This is a genomic window from Mycobacterium haemophilum DSM 44634 (genome assembly GCF_000340435.2).
In the GTDB taxonomy this organism is placed as follows: domain Bacteria; phylum Actinomycetota; class Actinomycetes; order Mycobacteriales; family Mycobacteriaceae; genus Mycobacterium; species Mycobacterium haemophilum.
Genome location: NZ_CP011883.2, coordinates 373,278 through 396,376 on the forward strand (window position 1 = coordinate 373,278; position 23,099 = coordinate 396,376).

A 23,099-nucleotide genomic window follows, 5' to 3' on the forward strand; every position below is an offset into this window, starting at 1 on the left:
CGATCACGCTCGGCTGCTATGTGGCCGGGCAGCGGCCGGATCACGCTGGCGCTGCTGACCGTCGTGCCCGCGCTGATGGCGTACCCCTGGCGATCGTCCCGAAGCTACTGGTTGCTCGGCATCGCCGCGCTTGTGGTGATCGTGTTATTCGGCTGGTGGCGCGGGCTGTACTTGACCACCATCTTGCGCCGACGACTGGCGATGATGTGGCGCCGTCGTCGGCCCGTCAGCGAATCCGGCTGTGCCACCCAGACAACCGTGTTGCTGCGGATGGGGCCACCGGCTGGCGAGACAGACATTCTTCCGTTACCACTGATCGCCCGGTACCTGAACCGCTACGGCATCCGTGCCGACACGATCCGAATCACCAGCCGCAACAACGAATCCGACGGCGCATGGTGGGAGAGCTGGATCGGGCTGACGCTGTCGGCGGCGAATAACTTGGCGGCACTGCAGGCGCGGTCATCGCGGATCCCGTTGCAGGAGACCGCCCGGGTCGCGGCCCGCCGGCTCGCTGACCACCTCCGTGAAATCGGTTGGGAGGTCAGCATGGCCGGACCCGATGATGTCCCGCGGTTGATCACGCCGGCCGGTGACGAGACGTGGCGCGGGATGCGGCAAGGCTCGGATTACCTCGCGGCGTACCGGGTCAGTGTCGATGACGCATTGCCCGGCACGTTGGACGCGATCCGGTCACACCCAGCACGCGAAACTTGGACGGCGCTAGAGATCGCCGACCCTGGATCAGGTGACCACAACACCATTGCGGCGGCCTGTGCGTTTCTCACCGACACTGCGCCGCAAGGGGCCGCGCCGTTGGCAGGATTGACCCCGCAATGCGGAAATCACCGGCCGGCGCTGGCGGCGTTGGATTTGTTATCCACGCAACGACTCGACGGACACACGGATACGGCCACCGAGTTGCTGACCCGGCTGCGTTGGCCCGCTCCTGTGGCGGGGGCTCATCGGGCACCGCGACCCGAAGCCGCTAGTCGAACATGACCTGGTGCAGGAAGGCGCTCATCCGGCGCAGATAGTCCAGCTGACTCACGTGCAGTACGTGACTTCCGGGGAACCAGTGCAGCGCACAACGATCCCAATGCTCCCACAGCATTACGGCCTGACGTGGTGGAGCCAACCGGTCGCCGAGACCGGTGATGATCATTCGACGGTCCTTGGGCAGCAACGGCTGGTAGTTCAGCGGGCAGTGGTAGGACAATCCGGCAACGAGCTCATCACGGCTGATCTTGGACAGCCACAGCCCCAACCGGAGGGGTACGTTGGCCGGGAACCATTCGTCCAACATCATTGTTGTGGGAGCGACGACCGGGCAGTTGGGGATGACGGCCGCGAGCCGGGCGTCGACAGCAGCCAGCAGCGCGGAGGTGTAGCCGCCCAGCGAAATACCGGTCAACGCGATGCGGTCGACACCGGTGCGACGCAAATAGTCGACGATGGAATGGAAGTCATGCACGGCCTGGGCCATCGCCTCGGCAAAACCGCTGAGGCCGCGGGCGAAATAACCGAAACCGCTGAACGGCGAGAACTTTTCCGCCCGCGGACCGTGGAACGGCAACGTATACAGCAGAACGTCGTAGCCGGACCGGTAATACCACGGTAGCGAGAAGAACCACCCGTTGAGCAGATATGACGACCCCATGAAGCCGTGGATGACGCACAGCGTGGGACGCGGTCCGTCGGCATGCCGCCAGTGCTGCGCACACACAATGTTGTTGGACCTCAACGCGCGCCATTCCTTGCGCATCGCGGGGTTGATCGCGGTAAAGCTGCTGGCGAACGCGATGTTGTCGACCGTGCCGTGCGCAACCCGCTCGGCGAACAGACGGGCCGGCCGCGACGAGACCCGGGGCAACTGGGTGGGCGGCGGGAACGACTTCGCCGGATCCTGCTCGGCCGCCAGTTCGGCGTAGAAGTTTAGGTTGCTGCGCTCGGTGCCGGATCTGGTGCGGCAGATCGACGTGGCGACCACGTTCGGCGTCACCGTCGTAGCCAGCACCGACGCGACCCAGGTGCGTAACGCGAGATCGCCGATCGCGGATGCGCCGACGGCCATGCGCTCCTGGGACGATAACGCTGAGCAGGGGGGTAGTCCGTCGGCGCCGGCCGGTACGTCGGCACCGGAGACGTTGGGGATTGGAATGGGCGGATTGATCGGATCCTGCTCGGACGTCACGAACGTCTATGGTATCCCGCCGATCTGGCGATGCTCGTGTGTTTGAATGGATTTCCCTCGGTTCTGTGCAGGGTTCGTCGACCACTCGGGCAGTGTTCGACGGTGTTGATCAGGAGGACTGACATGTGGGATCCCAACGTCTACCTGGCTTTTGCGGATCACCGCAGCCGCCCGTTTTATGACTTGTTGTCCAGGGTGGGTGCCGACCGGGCGCGCCGAGTGGTCGACCTTGGTTGCGGCCCCGGGCACCTGACGCGCTACCTAGCACAACGTTGGCCAGCCGCGGTAATCGAAGCAATGGACAGCTCGCCAGAAATGGTCGCCGCCGCCCGGGAACGTGGGATCGACGCCACCGCTGGCGACTTGCGAACCTGGAAACCCCGGCCCGACACCGATGTGGTGGTCAGCAACGCGGTCTTGCAATGGGTGCCCGAACACCCCGAGCTGATGGTTCGGTGGATCGGCGAGCTGGCGGCCGGATCGTGGCTCGCCGTTCAGGTTCCGGGCAACTTTGAGACGGCGTCACACGCCGCAGTGCGGGCTGTCGCCCGCCGGGAACCGTACGCAAAGATCATGCGCGACATACCGTTTCGAGTCGGTGCCGTGGTCCATCCGCCGGTGCACTACGCTGGGATGCTGCTGGATGCTGGGTGCAAGGTCGACGTCTGGGAGACCACGTACCTGCACCAGCTCACTGGAGAGAACCCGGTGTTGGAGTGGATCACCGGAACCGCGCTGGTCCCGGTACGTGAGCGGCTCACCGAGGAGGCCTGGGAGCAGTTTCGCCAGGAGCTCATCCCGCTGCTGGCCGATGCCTATCCGGTCCGGCCTGACGGCACGACGATCTTGCCGTTCCGGCGAGTGTTCATCGTCGCCGAGGTTGGTGGCGCGCGCCGCTCAGCTGGGTAACCCCAGCAGCGGTGCCTCTTCCCGGTAGCGGTCGACCCACTCGTCGGAGCGCTGGTCGGCCTGCCGTTCCAGCATCGGTGGGGGTGCCAGGCGCCGGTCCTGCCCGATCGCCTCAAGAACGCAACCGACAATCGTGGTCAGGTTGCGCCACAACACTGGATACGCGATGTCGATCGGTGTGATCGCCTCCTCGACGAACCAAGCGCGCCAGCTGTTTTCCTGATCTCGCAAGATCCCGACGATGTGGGCGATGGCGCCAGCGTGGTACACCGCCCGCGAGTCGCGCTCCGGGTCGGGGCGGCCCCGCCACACCCGGGTCTGTACGGCACGCCAGAACGACACCGCCTGCGACACCACGTCCGGTCGATGGACGTGCACGTAAACAGGCTCGTGGCCGATCACATCGCGGATTGCCGCGCGCAGGGTGTCGCCGGAGCGGTCGGGTAGATGCGCGGCGCGTTGTCGTAACAGTGGCGTCTGGTTCCACATCAGCTTGCCACCCCAGACACCGTTGGGGGTGCGCCCCGAACTGCGGATATGCTCTCGCCAGGCAACCGGCGTCGCCGTGTCCGGCGTACCAGGGTCCAGCGGATCGAGTAATTGCAGAATCGACTCGTCCTCGACGCCAGCGAACCACTGCCGCGGCTGGGGAGCCAGACCGGTGGTCGGCAGGTATTGGAAGAACTCTTGTGGTTCCCCGGCGCATCCGGTCGCGCGTAACGACTCCACCAGCAGCGTGCTGCCGCTGCGCTGGGTGGCAAGTACCAGATAGGACGTCTGGGCACCGGACATCGGATGAGCTTAACCGCAACTATTGAGGGCGACCTCACTCCTCGATGCCGCGGTCACCGGCGATCGCTGACCGGCTGGTCGGCGTCGCGTTATGGATCCGTAGGTACGTTTCGGTATAGCGCAACGCGATATGGGTGCCAGCGAAATTCGAGGGTATGACGTCGCCGGTTTGTTGGCGCCAATCGTGCAGTCGGACAGCCAGATTCGCCGCGATCACGTCCATGTCGGGGCGGTTGTCGGCCAGCAGGTTGTTGGTCTCGGTGGGGTCGACGCGCAAATCGTAGAGTTCGCGCTCCGGACGCGGTGCGGCGGTCAACGGTGCGACGGCCTGTCCCGACGGGCTGGCCTGGATATCCCACGGCAGATCCAGCAGTGGCCGGGGCGCGTAGTTTTCGATGTAGCTGTATTCCTTTGTGCGGATTGCCCGAATCGGATCGTAGGAGTCGTGGTAAGTCTTGGTGGTGTAGACGTGATCGCGAACTGGATCGGTGTGGTTGTCCGGCGCGAGCAGCAGGCTGGCGTGCGACACACCGTCGATATCGGCCGACGTGTCCAGGCCCAGCAGCTCCAACAGCGTCGGGACCAGGTCGACACCGCTGAACAGTTCGTCGTAGACGCAGGGGGACAGTGCCCGGCCGGTAGGCGGGCGGATGATCAGTGCGATGCCGGTTCCGGTGTCATACAGTGTGGATTTAGCCCGCGGGAACGCTGGGCCGTGATCGGTGAAGAACACCACCCACGTGTTGGCGTCGAGGCCGGTCTGGGTCAGCGTGTCCAATATCTGGCCGACCGCGGCGTCGGCGGTAGCGATGGATCCGTAGAACTCGGCGAGGTCTTGGCGCACCTCTGGGGTATCAGGTAGGTAGTCAGGCAGGTCGACGGCCCCGCTGTCGGCAGGTTGGTAGCGTTCTTGTGGGTAGGGCCGGTGGGTTTCAAAGAACCCGGCCGTCAACAGAAATGGTTGTTCGGAAAGGGCTGGGGCGCTGTTGCGCAGCCAGACTTGGGCCTTGTCGATGACGTACTCGCAGTACGAGTTCGACACGTCGAACTCGTCGAAGCCCAGCCGTTTCGGATAGGAAGTCTCATGCTGCATACCGAAAAGAACTGAATACCAACCTGATTCGGATAACATCTGGGGAAGGGTGCGGACCCCGGCGCGGTATTCCCAGCCGTGATGGGCTAGGCCGACCAGTCCATTGGTGTGCGGGTAGCGACCGGTGAACAGCGATCCACGGGATGGCGAGCACAGCGGCGCGGTGGCATGGGCCCTGGTGAACAGAATGCCCTCGGCGGCAAGCTGATCCAGTCGCGGGCTGGATACATCAGGGTGCCCGTATACGCCTAGCTGGCGCCCCAGGTCGTGCCAGTGCACAATCAGCACGTTGTCTTTTGTGTTGTCGCGTTGCCGGTCCCTTGCCGCACTGTCACCCGTCATTTTCGTCACCTCGACCGGCGACGATACCGCACCGGCTGCGCGGTGCGTGGGCTTACGCGGGAGTTGGAACGATGCGACCCGCGCCACGGTGGCATGATCGGCGAGTTGCGGGCGGCGGACTGGATGGTGGGGCTGATCCGCGTGACGGCCGCCTGCACGCCGGGCCAAGCCCAGGCTCAGGTTATGCGCGAATGCTGTTGGTTACCAACTTCACCGGGGTGCCGCTGGCCGGTACCCCGCACGGGTTGGTGGCCCCGGTCACCGGGGACGGACTTGCCCGCCCCACCGGTTCTCGGACACGAATTCCGACAGCGGTCGCGCGAACGCCCAGCCGTCCAATTCCAGCGCCGGCCGATCCGGAAACTCAGGCACCGGGCCCAGACACAGGATGGCCACCGGCTGGGCATCGGCTGGCATTGCCAGCAGGGCCGCCAACCGTCCGGGATCGAACAGGGACACCCAGCCCATGCCAAGACCTTCGGAGCGAGCTGCTAGCCACAGGTTCTGGATGGCGCACGATACCGATGCCAGGTCCATCTGCGGTAGCGTGCGTCGGCCGAAGACATGCCTGTCACGGTCGTCGCACAGCGCCACCACCAAGAGCTCAGCGCACTCAAGAATGCCCTCGACCTTCAGCTGCAGAAACTCCTGGGCCCGCGGCCCCAAGGCTTGTGCGGTCAGCGCGCGCTCTTCGTCGACGAGCGTGTGAATGCGTCCGCGTAGCGGCTCATCGGTGATCCGGATGAAGCGCCACGGCTGCATCAGACCGACACTGGGCGCGGCGTGTGCGGCTTGTAACAAGCGGGCCAGCACATCCTGCGGCACCACCGCGCCCGGCACGAACCGGCGCATGTCTCGCCGTTGGGAGATCACGCGGTATACGGCCCGGCGCTCTTGGGCATTGAACGCGTGATCGGTCACCAGGCCATCGTAGAAAATGGTGGCTAGCGTGAATCGTGTCGAGAAGGGAGTATCCGGTGAAGCTTGCCGATGTGCTCGACCAGCTGCCGACCGATCGCGGTGCCAAACGTGGCTACGGCGAGCCTTATGAGACGGCTGACGGGGCCACCGTGATTCCGGTTGCCAGCATTGGTGTCGGCCGTGCTCGGCGTCGTTTTCACCGTGGCGAGCAGAATGCCCAAGCGGACCAGGACGCCCCGGCTTTCGGCTTTGCCGCGGTGCCCATGGGGGTGATCACCGGCCTGCTAGCGGCGGTGATAGGTACCCTAGCGGTGCTGCGTCAGCCGCCCTGGCCACGGATCACGATCACGGACTATAGGTGACGCCGACCGCGCGGAAGACGTATTCAGCCGGGACATCGAACGCCAGTGATCGGCGCGGCAGGCGAGCCAGCACATCGTCACTGATGGCCGCCTTGTAGTGCAGAGACAGTTGGCCGCTGAACTTCGGGTCCACCTCGGCGACATCGAGATCGAGTTGCAGGCCGGTCGACGAGATCTCGGCTTTCGCGGCACCAGCCTGCGCCTGGTTCCAGCGCACATCGATGGCCCGGCCAGCCAGCCTCGGCACCACCGACAGCGTCGCCAGGACCCGCTCGGTGGTGAATGCCAGCGAACCCACGTAGCTGCCGACACTGTGTGAGGCCCGCAGCCCAGGGATTACGCCGCTGAATCGTCGGGTGACCGCGACGTACTCGGCGAGATAGATGAGTCCCTCCGCCTCAACCTGGGCACGCAGATCGGCGGGTAGCTTGCCGATGCCGAACCACTTGCGAACATAGACCGCCATCCGGCCAGTATGACCCGAGTAGGACCGGGGTATCCCGCTGCTGGTATCGATTACGTCATGACCCGCCCGCAAAACATTCTGGCCGCTGCTGTTGCTTTGGCCGCCATCATGGTTTACGTCGTTATGTGGATGGGCCACCAGCAAGACTGGGGTTGGCTGCACGGCGTGGACTGGTCGTTGTTGAACGCCACGCACGACATTGGGGTCAAGCACCCGATGTGGGTGCGGTTCTGGGATGACGTGTCTTTTGCCTTGGGCCCGATCACGTGGAAGGTGCTGGGCGTAGTGGCCGCGGTGGTCGCGCTGGTGCTGCGCAAGGTGCGGGCGGCGCTGTTGCTGTTGGTCTGCTTGCCGCTCAGCGGTTTCGTGACGATGGCGGCCAAGAGTCTGGTTGGTCGGCCGCGACCGGCCACCGCGCTGGTGCACGTATCGTCGACCTCATTTCCGTCCGGTCACGCGCTGGAAGCGACGGCCAGCGTGCTCGCGCTGCTTATCATCGTGGTCCCGCTGTTGAGTCGCTCAATGCGTCGCGTCGCGGTTGTGGTGGCCGCGCTGAGCGTGCTGATGGTGGGGACCGCCAGGGTTGCGTTGAACGTGCATCATCCGTCAGACGTGTTGGCCGGCTGCGCACTGGGATATCTGTATGTCATGGTGGCCCTGTGGGTCTTTCGCCCGCCGATGCGCAGCGCCCAATCGATCGAGCCGAAGAGTTGCTGTGCAAACGCGTCTGGCCGGCCGTCGTCGCTGACGGGGCAGCCTGAGCTGACCGAACCGGAGCTGGACACGGCCCGCTAAACCGCGCTGCGGCCACATCACAGCGCGGTGACCTAACCGAATCTAAACCTTTACTTGACCTTTAGGCTGGATGGGTCTGACCATGTAACCCATGCGCCGACTGGTAGCTCTGCTGTGCGCCGCGGCCTGCGCGGGTTGGGCCGCCCTAGTGCTCGCACCGATCGGTGCTGCGGCCGGCGCCCCCTGGTTCGCCAACTCGGTCGGCAACGCCACGCAGGTAGTTTCGGTCGTCAGTACCGGCGGGTCGACCGCGCGGATGGACATCTACCAGCGCACCGCCGCGGGCTGGCAGCCGCTCAAAACCGGCATTCCCACCCACGTCGGCTCGGCGGGGATGGCGGCGCAGGCCAAGAGCGGCTATCCGGCCACCCCGATGGGGGTCTACAGCCTCGACTCCGCTTTTGGCACCGCGCCGAATCCCGGCGGCGGCCTGCCCTACACCCAAGTCGGGCCCAATCACTGGTGGAACGGCGATGACCACAGCCCGACCTTCAACACCATGCAGGTGTGCCAGAAGTCGCAGTGTCGGTTCAATACGGCCGAAAGCGAGAACCTGCAAATCCCGGCGTACAAACATGCGGTGGTCATGGGCGTCAACAAGGCCAAGGTGCCCGGCGGTGGTGCCGCGTTCTTCTTTCACACCACCAACGGTGGCCCGACCGAGGGTTGCGTGGCGATCGACGATGCGACGCTGGTGCAGATCATGCGCTGGTTGCGGCCCGGTGCGGTGATTGCGATCGCGAAATAGGTCTCGACTGTGAACTCCTACGACGGGTTCTCGGCGTGTCGCGTCGCACGGTTCACGCTCGGGGTTAAGACAATGCGCGACCAGGTTGCATTTGAAAGTTTAAGCCCGCCAACGACATCGTCGCCTCGTAGGTGCGGTCATAGCCGGTGGCGCTGATCTTCCAACCAGCGTCGGTGCGCCGGTACTGGTCGTGGTAAAAGGCCGCGCCGATCAGCATGAAATTGAATTCGGCGACGATAACCCGGTCTTGGAGATACCACGTTGCCGATGCGGTATCGCCGGTCACGGTGATCTCCGGATGTGTCACACGATGCTCGGTGATGACGGCCGGGCCAAGCGCTGAGCGCAGGTAGTCCACCAAGTCGGTGCGGTTGGTGAAGTGCAGCACCTCGCCGAGGGAGGAGCCATAGTCGCCCGCGATGTCGTCGGTGAGGGTATCGGCGAAGTCGTCCCAGTGCTTGGTATCTAGCGCGCGTAGGTACCGATACTTGACCTGTTTGATTGCTTCGACGTCGGCGGCCGCGTCGTGAACGCTCATTACGCCATTGCAACATATTCTGGTCTCGCCGAAGGCTCGTCGCGTGATTAGGTTTGGGTCATGCGTCAAGACCGCAGCCGGTACGCACCGTTGTCCCGCAACGAGTTGGCAACCTTGGTTCCCGAATTGCTGCTGATCGGGCATATGATCGACCGCTCCGGCATGGCCTGGTGTGTTCAGGAGTTCGGCCACGAAGCGATGTTGCAGATCGCCATCGAGGAGTGGGCGGGCGCTAGCCCGATCTACACCAAGCGTATGCAGCGGGCGCTGAACTTTGACGGCGACGATGTGCCGACCATCTTCAAGGGTCTGCAGCTTGACATCGGCGCTCCGCCACAGTTCATGGACTTCCGCTACACACTGCACGACCGCTGGCACGGCGAATTCCACCTCGACCACTGCGGCGCACTGCTCGACGTGGAGCCGATGGGGGATGCGTTCGTCTTCGGCATGTGCCACACCATCGAGGATCCGACGTTCGATGCCACCGCGGTAGCGACCAATCCGCGCGCGCAGATGCGTCCCATACACCGGCCTCCCCGGACTCCGCCGGATCGGCATCCGCACTGCGCATGGACCGTCACCATCGACGAGTCGCACCCGGTGGTCGAGGGTTGTCCGGCGCTGCAGCTGGTCCGCGAAACCAAGGCGGCCAGTTGGGAACTCGCCGCCGTCGACTCGTCTGACGAGGGCCTGGTCGATTACTCGGGTCCATTGCTGTCCGACCTCGACTTCGGCGCGTTCTCGCACTCCGCCCTGGTGCGGATGGCCGACGAAGTGTGCCTGCAGATGCACCTGCTGTACCTGTCGTTTGCGGTCGCAGTGCGTGCCCGAACAGTAGCCGACACCGAATTAGCCGCATCGGTGGGCACCCGCCAACTGATCGGCCTGGCCGGGCTCGCCGCCGAACGCATCCACCGCGCACTGGCGTTGCCCGGCGGCATCGAGGGCGTGGTGCGGGTGTTGGAATTGCATCCGCTGCTGAACCCGGCTGGCTACGTGGCCGCCGAAATGGAAGGGAATCGGCTAGTCGTGCAGCGGTCACCGGCCCACGACGACGGGGCGTGGATATCGCTGTGCTCACCGGATTCCGTGCGGCCGCTGCAGGCGATTGCCACCGCGGTGGACCCGCACATCCAGGTTCGGATCAGCGGGATGAGCACCGATTGGACCGCAGAGTTGACGCAAACCGACACCGCCGCAACTGAACTGCCCGAGGTGATGGTCACCAAGGTCAGTCGTGGGTCCAGATTCCAATTCGAGCCGAGGCGTTCGCTGCCACTCACCGTGGTGTGAACGGACGGTCTTGGCACGGGTTTTCAGGTGCACAAGGGGATCGACGCAATTTTGTCAAGGTGGTGGCGGTACCACTTCGGTGACACAACCGCATCGACCAGATACCAATGAGGTTGGCACCGGCGTGGTTACAACCCAACCGCGGCTATGGTTGACGCTGGCCATCGACCCTATCCACCGACGAAAGTATTTACTCTATGTACGACCCGCTGGGGTTGTCGATCGGCACCACCAACCTCGCCGCGGCGTCTAACGGAAGTCCTCCGGCGAGTCGCCGTGCCGTATTGACCCTGTATCCGCACTGTGCCCCGAAAATCGGTCTACCCCGGGAAACCCCGGAGAACCCGAACGTGACTGAGCCCGGCGTCCGCATGAGTGGCTTTGTGGAGCGGATCGGTGACTCGGTGGCGCTGGTGTCCAGTGATGGGTCGGCTCACGATCCGGATCTGCTGCTGGTCGAGGCCCTGGATGCGATGGTGCTGGCTGCCGGCACCGACGCGGCTTCGTCGGAGATCTCCATCGCCGTTCCCGCGTATTGGAAACCCGCAACCGTACAGGCGCTGCGCAACGGGTTGCGAACGCATGTGGGCTTCGTTCGAAGCGGCATGGCGCCCCGCCTGGTGTCGGACGCAATCGCGGCGTTGACTGCCGCGAACGCGGAACTATGTCTGGCGGCAACTGGTGTGGTCGCGCTGCTTGATTTCGGCGGCGCCGGCACGTCTGCCACATTGGTGAACCTCGCCGGAGATTTTGAGATCATCAGCGCCACAATGCGTTACGCAGACTTCTCCGGCGATGAGATCGACCGGGCGTTGCTGCTTCGGGTTTTTGAGGAGCTAGGCCACGGCAGCGGTATCGACTCCGCCAGTACTGCCGAGGTCGGGCAACTCGGCCAACTCATCGAGCAGTGCCGTGCGGCTAAAGAGCGGTTATCTACCGACACTGTCACCGAATTGGCCGCTGAGCTTGGTGGACGGCGGTGCAGCATGACGCTGACTCGCAACGAGCTGGGGGACCTGATCCAGGACCGGCTGACCGGCTTCATCTACGCATTCGACGACATGCTGGCACGTCATCGTAAGAGCTGGGCAGACCTAGCGGCGGTAGTCACCGTCGGCGGCTGTGCCAGCATTCCGCTTGTTACTGAACGTCTTTCGGTGCACAGTCGCCGACCGGTCGTGACCGTGCCGCAGCCCGCGTTCGCGGCTGCGTGCGGCGCGTTGTTGCTGGCCTCGCGCGGGGAAGAGCTGGACCTAAGGACTCGGACATCCGTCGGCCTGTCCGCGGTGGCTTCCGGTAGCGACGTGATCGAACGAACGGTCGGCTTGGACGCCGGGGTGTTGGTGATCGACGAGGATGCCTTGACCGAGCGCGAGTTGGCCTGGTCGCAGACCGAATACCCCGGGGACGTACCGGCCCAGTTTGGCGGCGATTCGTTCTACGAAGACGGTCCTGCGGGCTGGTCGATGCGGCTAAACGTGATCGAGCCGCCCCTAGGACGGCCCTGGCGGCGCGTCCGGGTTTCGCAGCTGGTTATTGGGCTATGCGCCCTGGTAGCCATGACCGCGATCGGTGGTGTGGCATACACGCTGACGGGTATGCAGAAGCCCGGGGCTCCGGCGGTGCCCACCGTCGCACCCCGGCCGGCACCGCCGCCCAGCTCGACAGCACCGAGTCCGGTCCCCCCACCGCCGACCTTCGCGCCGGTCCCCAGCGTTACGACGGTGCCGAGCAGCGCTGTGCCGCCCCCACCGCCACCGGCACCGCCGCAGGTGGTTGTGACGACATCGCCGCCAGTGGTGACCAAAACAACCGTTGTGCCAACGACTAAGCCGCCGACCACCACCACGACGCCGACCACGACGCCGACCACGACGACGACGCCGACCACGACAATCGCGGCGGCCCCGCCGCCCCCGGAGCCGACCACCCCTACGGTGGCGATGACGACTCAGTGGTTGCACGTGCCGCTCATACCGGTGCCGATACCGGTTCCCGTTCCGCAGCATCCGGTTCCGCAGAATCCGGGTGGCGGCAACCTACAGAACCCGTTCCTAAGTCCCGGCGGGTAGCTAAACCAGCTCAGCTTGATCAGGCAATCGGGTCCGTGTCTGGCTGCACGCGAGTAGCGTTGAACCATCCAGGCTGGTGGCGAATTGCCGTGGCGAAGACCCTTCGTGCTGGCCAAAATTTGATAAAAGTTCCAGCTCATCGAGGGCGGCCCGCGCGGCGCCCGTCCGCCCAAACCGTGGCTAGTGGCGAGGCCCGTTTTGCGGGCCCTTTGAAGCTTTGGAGGGCCAGTGGACATCGTACTTGGGGTATCGATGGCACCCACGGCGGTCCGCTTGCTGCTGATCGAGGGCGAGAATGCCGACGGCGTCACCGTCGAACAGGACACGTTCCAGCTCGCCGCCGGTGCGGATTCGGCGACTTCTGGTGTGGCCGATCGAGTGCTGGCCGCGATTGTCGGCACCCGTCAAGGCGCAAGCGAGGGCGGCCACCGGCTGACATCAACAGGCGTGACGTGGACAGACCCGGGTGAGTTAGCCGCGCTGCGTGACGAGCTCGCTGCCCGCGACGTCGGGAGCGTCATGCTGGTCTCCCCGTTGCTCGCTGCCGCAGCATTAGCGCAGACGGTGGGCGCTGCGATCGGCTACCAGCACATCGCCACGCTGTTCGTCGAGCCAGACAACGCGACGTTGGCCGTCGTCGATGTCGCCGACGGTTCGATCGTCGATCTGCACCGGCAGCCTCTAAAAAATGCGCACCAGGCCCGCGACGGTCCCTGCCCAGGAGCCGTTGCCGCCGAGCTGATGGCGATGGTTGCCGGTTTGGATGCACCCGGATCGCGGGCGGACGGCGTGTTCATCATCGGCTGCGGGGCCGACATCGTCGCAATCAAACCTGGACTTGAGGCGGCGACTTCGCTCGACATCAGTGCCCCTGAGGAACCGGAGATGGCGCTGGCCCGCGGGGCCGCTCTCGCGTCGGCGAACGCGCCGCTATTCGCGGCGTCGACGGCCGCCCTGGCTTACGCGCTGGATCCGGGCACCGGTGAGGTCAACCCCCGTGTGCTGAGTCCGACATATCTTGACGTCTGCGCACCTGCCGACCTGGGCGACAATGTGCTGGCTTACAGTGCCCTGGACGACGACGACCAGACCGTGCAGCGGCGTGGGCCCTTGGTGCTGGCCGGTAGCGCGATGGCGGGGATCGCGGCCCTCGTGGCTGGGCTGGTGGTGGTTTCGTTGTCGTCTGATGTTCGCTCGGTGACCGCTCAGCGGCCCAGCCCCCGCATCGGCGTCGTCACCCCTGCGACTCAGGTGCCGCCCAGTTTGCCGCAGGCACAGCTGCCTGCTCCCAGCTCTGCCCCGGCCTCGCCGCCGCCACCACAGTTGGCTGCGCCACCGTCACCACCGCCGGTGGTGCAGTGGACGCCCCCAACCATGGTGAACATGGTGCCTGCCACACCGCGCCGGGTGCCGTCTCGGCGCGCCCCGGAGTCTGTGCCCCAGACCCCGCTACCGGCCGCCCCAGTTACCACTCCGCCGGCCGCGGTGCCGGCGCCGCCACCGCCACCTGTTGAGACTCAGCCGCCCACCCCAATCATGACGATGTACCTGCACGTCCCGTTCGTCACGATCCCAATTCCGATCTACCCACCGGCGCCGCCGCCCCCGCCTCCACCTCCGGAGCCGGCGCCGTAAGCGCTGGGCGAGGACACGTGGCGGATGGTTTCGGCAAAGCGCACACTGGGCAGTGTCTGCTACCAACGGCAAGGAGGTCGGGTGGGCGAGTACGGTGCATTCGGATTTGATCCCGACGACTTCGATCGACTCATCAGGGAGGGCAGCGAGGGATTGCGCGACGCCTTCGAGCGGATCGGCAGGTTTGTCGGTGGTCCAGGTGCTCGGACAACATGGTCAGCGATCTTCGAGGACTTGTCGCGGCGCGCGCGTCCCGCGCCGGAAACCGCCGGCGAGGCCGGTGACGGTGTGTGGGCCATCTACACCGTGGACGCCGACGGTGGCGCCCGTGTCGAACAGGTCTATGCAACCGAACTCGACGCGCTGCGGGCGAACAAGAACAACGTTGATCCGAAGCGCAAAGTGCGTTTCTTGCCGTACGGCATCGCGGTCAGCGTGCTCGACGATCCCGAAGAGCCGACGCAGCAGTCGTAGTCGCGGTCAGCCCTGTTGGACGACGTTCGAGTCGCCGGACTTGTCGATATTCGGTGAGCCCGAGTGGTAAGTGACGTGGTTGTTGAAGCCGGACGCGTCGATGGTGTCGACTGAGTCGACGGTGACTGAGTTCTTCACGCCGGACACGGTGAGGCTGGCGCAATGGCCGGTGATGACGACGGTGTTGGAGACTCCGCTGACGCTGACCATGCTGTCGTTGCAGACGATCGTCCTGCTCTGGTTGACGCCGGAGATGCTGATGTTGCCGGCCGGCGGCGGCGGTGTCGATGGTCCGGCGCTAGGCGTTTGAGTCCGACTTACCGAGGGAGCCGGGCCGCTGGGGCTCGTCCTCGGCGAACTGGGACCGCGGGAGATGCTCGGGGTAGGGGGCAAAATGACGAGGCCGCCGCGGGAAAGTCGGTGTGCGCTTAATGCGGCGATGCCGCCCACGAGGGCCAGCATGAACACGACGAAGAACGCCCCCAAGATCCACCACAGGCGGATGCCTGAGCGTGGTTTTGGCGAGGGGCCCCGGAACGGGTCGCCGTAGCCGTATGACGGCGGGAGCGGTGGAACCGGCGGACCGGGTGGGTAGCTAAAACCGTGCGGTGGCTGCGTGCCTCCCAGCTCGGAGGAATGCGCCGAGTCAGCCAGCGGGCGCTCTAGCTCCCGGATCCGGGCTTCGGGATCATCCTGGGGTTCCATACATCGATGCTGCCACACCGGATCACGCCGAATAGGCCATTCGTTGAGGAGCTTTCGGTCGGTAATTTCAGTGGCGTGCCCGTCTTGCTCAACCGTCAGATCGTGTTGCGTCGCCGCCCCACCGGGCTGGTCCAGCCCGGGGACACCGAGCTGGTCAGCGTGGCGGCACCCGAACTGGCCGAGGGTGAGGCCCTAGTCCGAACCACCTATGTCGGTATCGATGCTGCCGCTCGGACCTGGTTGAACGACCAGCCGGGCTACCTTCCGCCGGTGCAGCTGGGCGAGGTCATCCGGGCGGCCGGGATCGGCGAGGTCGTGGCGTGACTTCGGGTTTGACGCGTGCATCGACTACAAAAGCGACGACCTGGCGGCGGCGCTCAAGCACCACTAGCACCATTGCCCTCGGCGGGTCAACGTCTACTTCGACAACGTCGGCGGGCCGATCCTAGACGCGGTGCTGGGCCGGCTGGCCGCCAAAGCGCGGGTCGTGCTCTGCGGCGTCATTTCCAGCTACCTCACCGGCGAGCACCCCGGTCCGGCCAACTACGTGAACCTGTTGGCCAAGAGCGCGCTGATGCAGGGATTCAACACGCTTGACCAATGGGCCCGTTTCGACGCGGCTTTCGCCGCGCTCCGTCAGTGGGAGCAAGACGGTCGGCTGGTGCATCGCCAGACCATCTTCGACGGCATCGAATCCTGCGTCGACGCCCTCAACGGGCTCTTTACCGGGGCCAACATCGGCAAGACCTTGGTCAAGGTCGGCGAGCCGACGCCAGGTCGTTAGCTTTGGGCTAACTTTCGCCGAGGCTGCGGTGCAACGTCTTCTTAGCGTCGGTCAGGGCAGCTAGGACCTTGGTCCGGGCCTGGGCAAGCTGTTGTTTTTGTTCGTCGGTGCCGGTCCAGGTGATCGTGCGAGCCAGCCCGGCCAGTTCGAAGAGTTCCCGGCGGATCTTGAAGACGTCGCCGAACTGGGAGGCCCGTGCCAGGAACGCCTGCGCGGTCTCGCTGCTGATACCCCGCCAAGCCAGCACGTTCTGTCCGAGTTCAGTCAGGCTCGCTACACCGTTGTCGACGGCTACCATGCCCCGGCCGGCGAGCAGTCCAATGGCAAGCTCTGCCATCTCCTGCGGAGGAGTGAATGCGCCGTCGGTTTTGTCGGACACCCGTTGTACGACCTGCGCCGCGTCAGCCGGCCCGTCGAGCAGCATCGCGGCGGTGCCGAATGCCGCACGCTTGAGCCCCCAGCGACCACCGGGACCGAAACCACCGCCGCTCCAATGACCGTGGCCGTGTCCGCCGCCAAAACCGCCAAAACCGGGGCCACCGCAGCCGGGACCGCCGAAGAATCCACCAGACATCCTTGTCGTTTCCTTTCTCGTGATGACGCTGCCACCGGCAGCCATCGACCTATCAAGTTCCTTGATACCACCGACTCTCGCGGTGTCAACAAGCTTGATGGTCACCGAGCGGGATCACGACGACATGCCAGCATGTGTGGCATGAGTCAATCCCACGATGAGCCGTTGGGGTATCTGCTGTATCGCGTGATGACGGTGCTGCGGCCCCAAGTTGCTGCCGAGCTGAAACCGCTGGACCTGGGTCTGCCGGAATTGGTGTGCATGCGGATCTTGTCGATGCGTCCCGGGCTCTCCAGCGCCGAACTGGCGCGTGGTACCAATGTCTCCGCTCAGGCGATGAACCAGGTGCTACGCGGATTGGAGGAGCGTGGTGCTCTGACACGGCCGGCATCGACGCCGGCGGGAAGGGCCATGCCGGCTCAGCTCACCAGTCGCGGCAAGGCGCTGTTGAAGCGTGCGGAGGAGGCCGTCCGGGTGGCAGATCAGCGGATATTGACCCACCTCACCGTCGACGAGCAGCGCCACCTCAAACGCTTGCTCTACGCGGTGGGGGCACGCGCTGGCGACTCGGGGCCGAAGTGTGCCTATGAATCGACAGAAGCTTAGATCGCTGCTGCGACGGTCGATTTCAGGGCAGTTCCGCGTCGGCTGATATGGTCCTTGGCTTATGCCAGAGATGGATCGTCGCCGCGTGATAATGATGGCGGGGTTGGGCGCGTTCGCCGCCGCTGTCCCGATGCCGAAAGCGGAGGCTTCTCCACTGCGCCCACCGCCGGCCGCGCCCACGGCCCAATCCGGGGGATTCCTGTTCCGCGACGAGTTTGACGGTCCAGCCGGCTCGTCGCCGGACCGGTCGAAGTGGATTGTGTCACACCACCGCACGCCGATCAGGAACCCGGTCGGGTTTGACCGACCGGAGTTTTTTGGGCAGTACCGTGACGGTCGCCAAAACGTGTTCCTTGACGGCAATTCCAATCTCGTTCTGCGCGCTACACGAGACCGCAACGGCTACTTCGGCGGATTAGTCAGTGGAACCTGGCGCGGAGCCATCGGAACCACCTGGGAAGCACGAATAAAACTCAACTGCCTTACCGGCGGCTGCTGGCCGGCCTGGTGGTTGTCCAACGACGACCCTGGTCGCAGCGGGGAAGTCGACCTCATGGAGTGGTACGGCAACGGAGAGTGGCCGTCGGGAACCACGGTCCACGCAAACCCCGAGGGCACAGCGTTCGAGACGCACCCGATCGCCGTGGACGACGCGTGGCATAACTGGCGAGTCACCTGGAATCCGACCGGCATGTACTTCTGGCTGGACTATGTGGACGGCATGGAGCCGTACTTCAGTGTTCCGGCGACCGGCATCGAAAATCTGAACGACCCCATCCGCCAGTGGCCATTCAATGACCCCGACTACACGATGTTTCCGGTCTTGAACCTTGCGGTTGGTGGTTCGGGTGGTGGCGACCCCGCGCGCGGGTCTTATCCAGCTGAAATGCTCGTCGACTGGGTGCGGGTTTTTTAGGCCGCGGGGATGCGTGCTAACCCGACGCGTGGTTTCATAGCAGCGTTTGCGAAAGTTGCCTGGGGGGGAACGCGCCAAGACGAAGGCCCCGGCTCTTTAACGATTGGTGGTATTTAAGGTGGATCGTCGCAGCATGTTGTTGACAACGGGGATCGGCATGTTGGCGGCCGCGGCCGCAGCCGCCGTTGGTGTCCCGGAGGCCGAGGCCTACCCGGCTCCGCCGGCGGCACCGGCAGCTACCGCGGGTGGGCCCTACATTTTCTCCGACGAGTTTGACGGCCCGGCGGGCGCAGGTCCCGATCCGGCCAAGTGGACGGTGCAGACCTGGCAGGACGACGTGTTCCCGCCGGTCGCGGGGCTATACCGGGACGATCGCCGAAATGTATTCCTCGACGGCAATTCCAACCTCGTCCTGTGCGCCACCCAAGAATTCGGCACCTACTACGGTGCCAAACTGCGTGGCAACTTTCGCAGCATGATCAACCAAACCTGGGAAGCGCGGATCAAGCTGGACTGTTTGTTTCCCGGCCTGTGGCCCTCGTTCTGGGGGGTCAACGAGGATCCGCTGCCGGACGGCGAGGTCGACCTTTTCGAGTGGTACGGCAACGGCGAGTGGCCGCCGGGCACCACGGTTCACGCGGCGTCAAACGGGAAAACCTGGGAAGGAAAATCGATTCCCGGTCTGGTCGACGGCGGCTGGCATACCTGGCGAATGCGTTGGGATGAGCAGGGTTTTGTCTTCTCGCGAGACGGGGCACCGTACTTTAGTGTTCCGCCGAAGCCCATCCACGTCCATGGCGGCGCTCCTGACGACATGCGTTGGCCGTTCAACAATCCCGGTTATTGGATGACTCCTATGTTCACGCTGGCGGTCGGTGGCGTTGGCGCCGGCGATCCAGCCCTAGGTACCTTCCCGGCGGCCATGCTTATCGACTACATACGCATCTGGTAGTGGCTACTTCGTCGCTTTGATCACCTGGACCAGGTTGAACTGCCAGCGCTCGACTAGCCGGAAGCCTAGGTTGTGCGGAACCGCGAAGGCCGAGGTTGCTCCGTAGCGCGGACCGGGCGGCAGCGCCGAATCTTGTTCATGGGCCGGCTGCGAGGTGTCTGCTTGGGTGATGATCCACACGACGCCGCAGTGGCTTAACGGCTCGGCGACAACGTCTGGTATGAGATTGGTGTCGAAGACGTCGTTGCGGTCCGTCGCTCGTTGCCAAAGGGTGAGGTCGATCAGCTTCCGGTAGGCATCAGGACGCGCCGCCATCAATGGGCGCATTGGAGCAGGCATGAACGTCACTGTGTCGTTCACCAGTAGGCAATCACCTGGTGCTGCTGCCGTGCTGATCAGATCGGCCACTTGACTGTAATCCATTCCGTATTTGGCATACGGGTTGCGCTGCGCAAGAAGGTAATTCGGTACTGCGGTCAGAGCGAAAAGGCTGATAAGAGCTGCCGCTATCCAAGGCTTTGCGGCCACGGCGGCGATGCAGCCGATGCAGATACCCACGACTAGTGCTAGTGCCGGTGCGGTGAAGGACAAGTAGCGGGGTGTGTAGATCGGGTGGACAGCCGCCGACCACAACAGGATCAGCGCGGTCGGGATGACAAGCCAGGCCACCGCAAGGGTCAGCAGTTGTCGATCTGCGGTAACCAGTTGTGCGGATGTGAACAGCCACAAGACAATAGCGGCGCCTATGACCAGTGCCGACAGAACCGCAAACGCGGGACTTCGTTCGAAATATTGTTGTACCGCCACATCTTCGAGCGTCCGGTGCCCGATTGGTGCAATCCAGCTGATCTGCTGCACTTGCCCGATGGCTTCGAACAAAAACGGCATCACAGCGCAACCCGTCAGAACCGACGTAATAGCGAACCGCGCTAGGACGGTTCGCGTGCGCCGGAAGGCGCCGATAAATACGGCATGCGCCAACAACAACAGCACGAGGTACACATCAAGCAGAATCGATATCGTTAGGGCGCAGCCATAAAACAGCCAGACCCGAACGTTGTCACGGCGCGCGGCATATCCGAGCAGTACTGTCAGCCACACGCCGGCCATCATCGAAACGGCATACGGGCGAGCTTCGATGCCTGCCCACGTCGACCGCGGCAAGATCGCGCAGATGACTCCAGCGGCCACCGCCGCAGTACGAGAAGAAAACTGCCTGCCCAGCACCACTACTCCGGCTGCGGTGCCTCCAACAGCCAGACCACTTGGCACGCGGGACCAGAACTCGGTGGCCGGGAAGATTTGCAACCAGCCGTGCATCAGCACGTAGTACAGGCCGTGAACGACGTCGACATTGCTTAGCATGCGCCATAATTGGCCCAGCGAACGACCGTATGAAGCCGAAATGGTCGCGGCCTCGTCGTACCAAAAAGATGGACGACCGGCGCTGGCCAGACTCACTGCGGCGGCCAACAATCCAACGATCAGCGGGTCCAGCGCAGCTGGTGGCGGTGCGAGTCGGTCGCGGCGAAGTACGCCCCGGTGACGTCGTGACTCGCCAGCCGCCGGGGCGCTCACCGAATCGCCCGGCGCGCCGCATTGCGCGTTGCGATCACTCGACACAACTCCCCGATGAACACATCGCTATGGTGCCAGAAGCCAACCTGTTCGCACCAGGTAGCCCAAAGAGGTACTTGACACCGTGTCACCTCCTGGGCAACTGCGCGCGGCGTACGCGAATCATATTGAGGGACAAGGTGGTCTGTTGCCACCTGACGATCTAGAGGCCATGGTGGCGTCATCTGATCGCGCGCCGTAGGTTACCGCGGCGTCAAGCGCCGGCGTGCGGCTCGGGTCGTCGACGACGACGACGAAGTCGGCCTCCTTCTGGCTCCAGGGCTACAGGGCTCCTGAGGAGCAATGATCGCACGTGGGCCATGGCGATCCTTCAAGCATCGAAACTGTAAGTGGCGTGGACCTTCTCTCGGCGTGTCGTCACGGTAGCTACAGTGTCGAGGTCGTCAACCTGAAGCACCCTATGGTCAGGCGGCATGGTGCCTGAGCCCAGGAATTACTTCGCCGCTTCCCGGACGATCGTTCTTGTTGAGATGGCCGTGGAAAATGCATGCCACAATCACGCACTGAGTCATACAGCTCACCAAGGCTTTTCAGTCCGCGCCGGTGCGTTTCGGTGAACAGCGCATCTAGGGCGTGGGGGAACGCGGATCCGCCGCGGAGCGGTCCGGGATCGGTTACCAGCGGAGCGCCAGCGAGGTGAAAAAGGCGTGCAAAATGACGCCGCGGCGGTGTCGGCGGGTGCCGCCTGCCTCACAACGCCGGATCATCGCACGCGAGGCGCATTGAGTCACGCCGCGCTGCAATGCGAAGATTGCTGCTCGTGTCAGAAAGCTGGGGTTCCGTGCTGACCGGGCTCATTCCGCTCGCGTTGGTTATCGCGCTCTCGCCGCTGTCGATCATCCCGGCGGTACTGGTCTTACAGGCGCCGCGGCCGCGGTGCAGCAGCCTGGCGTTTCTTGGTGGCTGGCTGTTGGGTCTAGCGGCACTGACGGCGCTGTTCGTCGCGGCGTCCGGCGCGCTGGGGGGATTGCATAAGTCCCCGCCAACGTGGGCGTCCTGGCTGCGCGTGGTCCTCGGGTCGGCGCTGATCATGGTCGGCGTGCTGCGTTGGCTGACTCGGCATGGTCGCACCGAGTCGCCGGCTTGGATGCGCGTGTTTGCCGCCATCAGCCCGGTGCGGGCCGCGGTAACAGGGGCAGTGCTGGTGGTGGTCAGAGTTGAGGTGCTGGTCATTTGCGCGGCGGCCGGATTGGCCATCGGCGCCGGCGGACTTGGTGTCGTGGGTGCGTGGGTCGTTGCCGCCTGCTTCGTCGTTGTCGCCGCGTCAACGGTCGCGATCCCGGTATTGGCCTACGCGGGTGCCGGTCACCGCCTCGATGGTGCGCTGGCGCGGCTCAAAGAGTGGATGGAGCACAACCATGCTGCTTTGCTGGCGGCGATCTTGATGGTGATCGGCGTCATGGTGCTCTACAACGGACTTCATGCGCTGTGACCCCGTCCAGGACGAGGTTGAGGTGATCGGACGGGATCGGCCCGCCCGTGCCAGGGCACCGATGACGAGATCGCCCGCCCCCCTGATCGGGGTCGGCAGCGCGATGGCCTAGTGTGTGTCGTCGACTCGGATACCCGCACCAAAGAGGATCTCGACATGCGCATCACGGTGGCCGTATTTGTCGCGGCGAGCGTTCTGTTCGGCTGTCCCGGTGTCGCCGCGGCAGCGCCCAAGACCTTCTGCGACGAGCTTAAAGGCGTCATTGCTGGGCAGGTGTGCCAGATTCAGATCACGGATCCGGCCTACAAGATCGACATCAGCTTGCCAAGCTTCTACCCCGACCAGAAGGCGCTGCAAGACTACGTCGCCCAAACGCGTGACGGATTCGTCAATGCGGCCAAGTCGGCCCCGCCCCGCGACGTGCCCAACGAGCTGGATATCACCTCGGCCCCCTACGGGTCAGCGGTACCGCCGCGCGGCACGCAGTCCCTGGTGCTCAAGATCTACCAGACGGTCGGCGACGCGCCGCCCCAAACCAGCTACAAGGCGTTCAATTGGGACCAGGGCTACCGCAAGCCGATCACCTACACCACGTTGTGGAAGCCCGACACCGATCCGCTGCCGGCGGTCTTTCCTATCGTGCAGGCTGAGCTGCAGAAGCAGACGGGCCAGCCGGTGGCGATAGCGCCGGATGTGGGCTTAGACCCCGCCAATTACCAGAATTTCGCTATCACCAATGACGGGTTGATTTTCTTCTTCAGCCAGGGTCAGCTGCTGCCCGCCGCGGTCGGCGCCACCCAGGCAGTGGTGCCGCGTTCCGTGGTCGACCCCATGCTGGCTTAATCCGCAAGCACC

General features: G+C 64.4%; 23 protein-coding genes and 1 pseudogene. 15 read left to right on the forward strand and 9 right to left on the reverse strand.

Annotated elements, in window-relative coordinates; translation table 11 throughout:
- Window positions 1–18 precede the first annotated feature (18 nt).
- Entirely contained in the window at window positions 19–1,002 is a 984-nt protein-coding gene (eccE, locus tag B586_RS01710; RefSeq protein ID WP_054878877.1) for a type VII secretion protein EccE, read from the forward strand.
- Here the strand turns inward: eccE and B586_RS01715 are convergent.
- Window positions 989–2,194 carry an alpha/beta hydrolase family protein gene (locus B586_RS01715; protein ID WP_054878876.1) on the reverse strand — a complete coding sequence of 402 codons (1,206 nt, stop codon included), beginning with the start codon at window positions 2,192–2,194 and terminating at the stop codon, window positions 989–991. The two genes, eccE and B586_RS01715, sit on opposite strands and share 14 nt — an antisense overlap.
- 123 nt (window positions 2,195–2,317) lie before the next feature.
- On the opposite strand from B586_RS01715, the gene B586_RS01720 reads away from it, so the two are divergent.
- Window positions 2,318–3,103, forward strand: coding sequence for a trans-aconitate 2-methyltransferase (locus tag B586_RS01720; RefSeq protein WP_054878875.1), 786 nt, complete (start codon window positions 2,318–2,320; stop codon window positions 3,101–3,103).
- Here B586_RS01720 and stf0 read toward each other — a convergent pair.
- From stf0 to bluB, 3 genes are all read right to left on the reverse strand, one after another.
- Window positions 3,092–3,895 (reverse strand): trehalose 2-sulfotransferase, encoded by an 804-nt coding sequence (gene stf0 / locus B586_RS01725; RefSeq protein WP_047315914.1) that lies wholly within the window; start codon window positions 3,893–3,895, stop codon window positions 3,092–3,094. The genes B586_RS01720 and stf0 overlap by 12 nt on opposite strands.
- Before the next feature lie 34 nt (window positions 3,896–3,929).
- Entirely contained in the window at window positions 3,930–5,330 is a 1,401-nt protein-coding gene (locus tag B586_RS01730; protein WP_054880772.1) for a sulfatase family protein, read from the reverse strand.
- A gap of 258 nt (window positions 5,331–5,588) precedes the next feature.
- Window positions 5,589–6,251 (reverse strand): 5,6-dimethylbenzimidazole synthase, encoded by a 663-nt coding sequence (bluB, locus tag B586_RS01735; protein ID WP_054878874.1) that lies wholly within the window; start codon window positions 6,249–6,251, stop codon window positions 5,589–5,591.
- Window positions 6,252–6,307: 56 nt separating this feature from the next.
- Here bluB and B586_RS01740 point away from each other — a divergent pair, with 56 nt between their 5' ends.
- On the forward strand, window positions 6,308–6,613 hold the full coding sequence (locus B586_RS01740) for a hypothetical protein (protein WP_054878873.1): 306 nt from the start codon (window positions 6,308–6,310) through the stop codon (window positions 6,611–6,613).
- Here the strand turns inward: B586_RS01740 and B586_RS01745 are convergent.
- Complete coding sequence (locus tag B586_RS01745; RefSeq protein WP_047315917.1) at window positions 6,597–7,079, reverse strand: hypothetical protein; 483 nt, start codon at window positions 7,077–7,079, stop codon at window positions 6,597–6,599. The genes B586_RS01740 and B586_RS01745 overlap by 17 nt on opposite strands.
- 57 nt (window positions 7,080–7,136) lie before the next feature.
- Here B586_RS01745 and B586_RS01750 point away from each other — a divergent pair, with 57 nt between their 5' ends.
- On the forward strand, window positions 7,137–7,874 hold the full coding sequence (locus B586_RS01750; protein ID WP_054878872.1) for a phosphatase PAP2 family protein: 738 nt from the start codon (window positions 7,137–7,139) through the stop codon (window positions 7,872–7,874).
- Window positions 7,875–7,965: 91 nt separating this feature from the next.
- Complete coding sequence (locus B586_RS01755; RefSeq protein WP_047315918.1) at window positions 7,966–8,622, forward strand: L,D-transpeptidase family protein; 657 nt, start codon at window positions 7,966–7,968, stop codon at window positions 8,620–8,622.
- A 64-nt stretch (window positions 8,623–8,686) separates the two neighbouring features.
- Here the strand turns inward: B586_RS01755 and B586_RS01760 are convergent, their stop codons facing one another.
- Window positions 8,687–9,178 (reverse strand): nuclear transport factor 2 family protein, encoded by a 492-nt coding sequence (locus B586_RS01760; RefSeq protein WP_047315943.1) that lies wholly within the window; start codon window positions 9,176–9,178, stop codon window positions 8,687–8,689.
- A 42-nt stretch (window positions 9,179–9,220) separates the two neighbouring features.
- On the opposite strand from B586_RS01760, the gene B586_RS01765 reads away from it, so the two are divergent.
- The 4 genes from B586_RS01765 to B586_RS01780 all read left to right on the forward strand — a co-directional run bounded on the left by B586_RS01765 (window position 9,221) and on the right by B586_RS01780 (window position 14,637).
- Window positions 9,221–10,456, forward strand: coding sequence for a hypothetical protein (locus B586_RS01765; protein ID WP_054878871.1), 1,236 nt, complete (start codon window positions 9,221–9,223; stop codon window positions 10,454–10,456).
- 197 nt (window positions 10,457–10,653) lie between these two features.
- Window positions 10,654–12,528 carry an Hsp70 family protein gene (locus B586_RS01770; RefSeq protein ID WP_054878870.1) on the forward strand — a complete coding sequence of 625 codons (1,875 nt, stop codon included), beginning with the start codon at window positions 10,654–10,656 and terminating at the stop codon, window positions 12,526–12,528.
- A gap of 228 nt (window positions 12,529–12,756) precedes the next feature.
- Window positions 12,757–14,163 carry a DUF7159 family protein gene (locus B586_RS01775; protein WP_054878869.1) on the forward strand — a complete coding sequence of 469 codons (1,407 nt, stop codon included), beginning with the start codon at window positions 12,757–12,759 and terminating at the stop codon, window positions 14,161–14,163.
- A gap of 81 nt (window positions 14,164–14,244) precedes the next feature.
- Window positions 14,245–14,637: a hypothetical protein gene (locus B586_RS01780; protein ID WP_054880771.1), complete on the forward strand. Its 393-nt coding sequence runs from the start codon at window positions 14,245–14,247 to the stop codon at window positions 14,635–14,637.
- A gap of 6 nt (window positions 14,638–14,643) precedes the next feature.
- Here B586_RS01780 and B586_RS01785 read toward each other — a convergent pair whose 3' ends face one another.
- Complete coding sequence (locus B586_RS01785) at window positions 14,644–15,342, reverse strand: DUF3060 domain-containing protein (RefSeq protein WP_056936222.1); 699 nt, start codon at window positions 15,340–15,342, stop codon at window positions 14,644–14,646.
- A gap of 75 nt (window positions 15,343–15,417) precedes the next feature.
- Here B586_RS01785 and B586_RS01790 point away from each other — a divergent pair.
- Window positions 15,418–16,126: pseudogene (locus B586_RS01790) on the forward strand (zinc-binding dehydrogenase).
- 7 nt (window positions 16,127–16,133) lie between these two features.
- Here B586_RS01790 and B586_RS01795 read toward each other — a convergent pair.
- Window positions 16,134–16,700, reverse strand: a complete 567-nt coding sequence (locus B586_RS01795) for a hypothetical protein (protein ID WP_054880770.1) — start codon at window positions 16,698–16,700, stop codon at window positions 16,134–16,136.
- 132 nt (window positions 16,701–16,832) lie between these two features.
- On the opposite strand from B586_RS01795, the gene B586_RS01800 reads away from it, so the two are divergent.
- The 3 genes from B586_RS01800 to B586_RS01810 all read left to right on the forward strand — a co-directional run bounded on the left by B586_RS01800 (window position 16,833) and on the right by B586_RS01810 (window position 19,174).
- A complete protein-coding gene (locus B586_RS01800; RefSeq protein ID WP_156406688.1) occupies window positions 16,833–17,306 on the forward strand; it encodes a MarR family winged helix-turn-helix transcriptional regulator in 474 nt (157 codons plus the stop codon).
- A gap of 61 nt (window positions 17,307–17,367) precedes the next feature.
- Window positions 17,368–18,222, forward strand: a complete 855-nt coding sequence (locus tag B586_RS01805) for a glycoside hydrolase family 16 protein (RefSeq protein WP_054878867.1) — start codon at window positions 17,368–17,370, stop codon at window positions 18,220–18,222.
- Between the two features lie 118 nt (window positions 18,223–18,340).
- Window positions 18,341–19,174 carry a glycoside hydrolase family 16 protein gene (locus tag B586_RS01810; RefSeq protein WP_054878866.1) on the forward strand — a complete coding sequence of 278 codons (834 nt, stop codon included), beginning with the start codon at window positions 18,341–18,343 and terminating at the stop codon, window positions 19,172–19,174.
- Window positions 19,175–19,177: 3 nt separating this feature from the next.
- Here B586_RS01810 and B586_RS01815 read toward each other — a convergent pair whose 3' ends face one another.
- The gene (locus B586_RS01815) at window positions 19,178–20,671 is read right to left on the reverse strand and encodes a glycosyltransferase family 39 protein (RefSeq protein ID WP_047315948.1); all 1,494 of its coding nucleotides are present in this window, start codon (window positions 20,669–20,671) and stop codon (window positions 19,178–19,180) included.
- 883 nt (window positions 20,672–21,554) lie between these two features.
- Here B586_RS01815 and B586_RS01820 point away from each other — a divergent pair.
- A complete protein-coding gene (locus B586_RS01820; RefSeq protein WP_054878865.1) occupies window positions 21,555–22,244 on the forward strand; it encodes a GAP family protein in 690 nt (229 codons plus the stop codon).
- A 156-nt stretch (window positions 22,245–22,400) separates the two neighbouring features.
- Window positions 22,401–23,087: an esterase gene (locus tag B586_RS01825; RefSeq protein WP_054880769.1), complete on the forward strand. Its 687-nt coding sequence runs from the start codon at window positions 22,401–22,403 to the stop codon at window positions 23,085–23,087.
- Window positions 23,088–23,099: the final 12 nt, after the last annotated feature.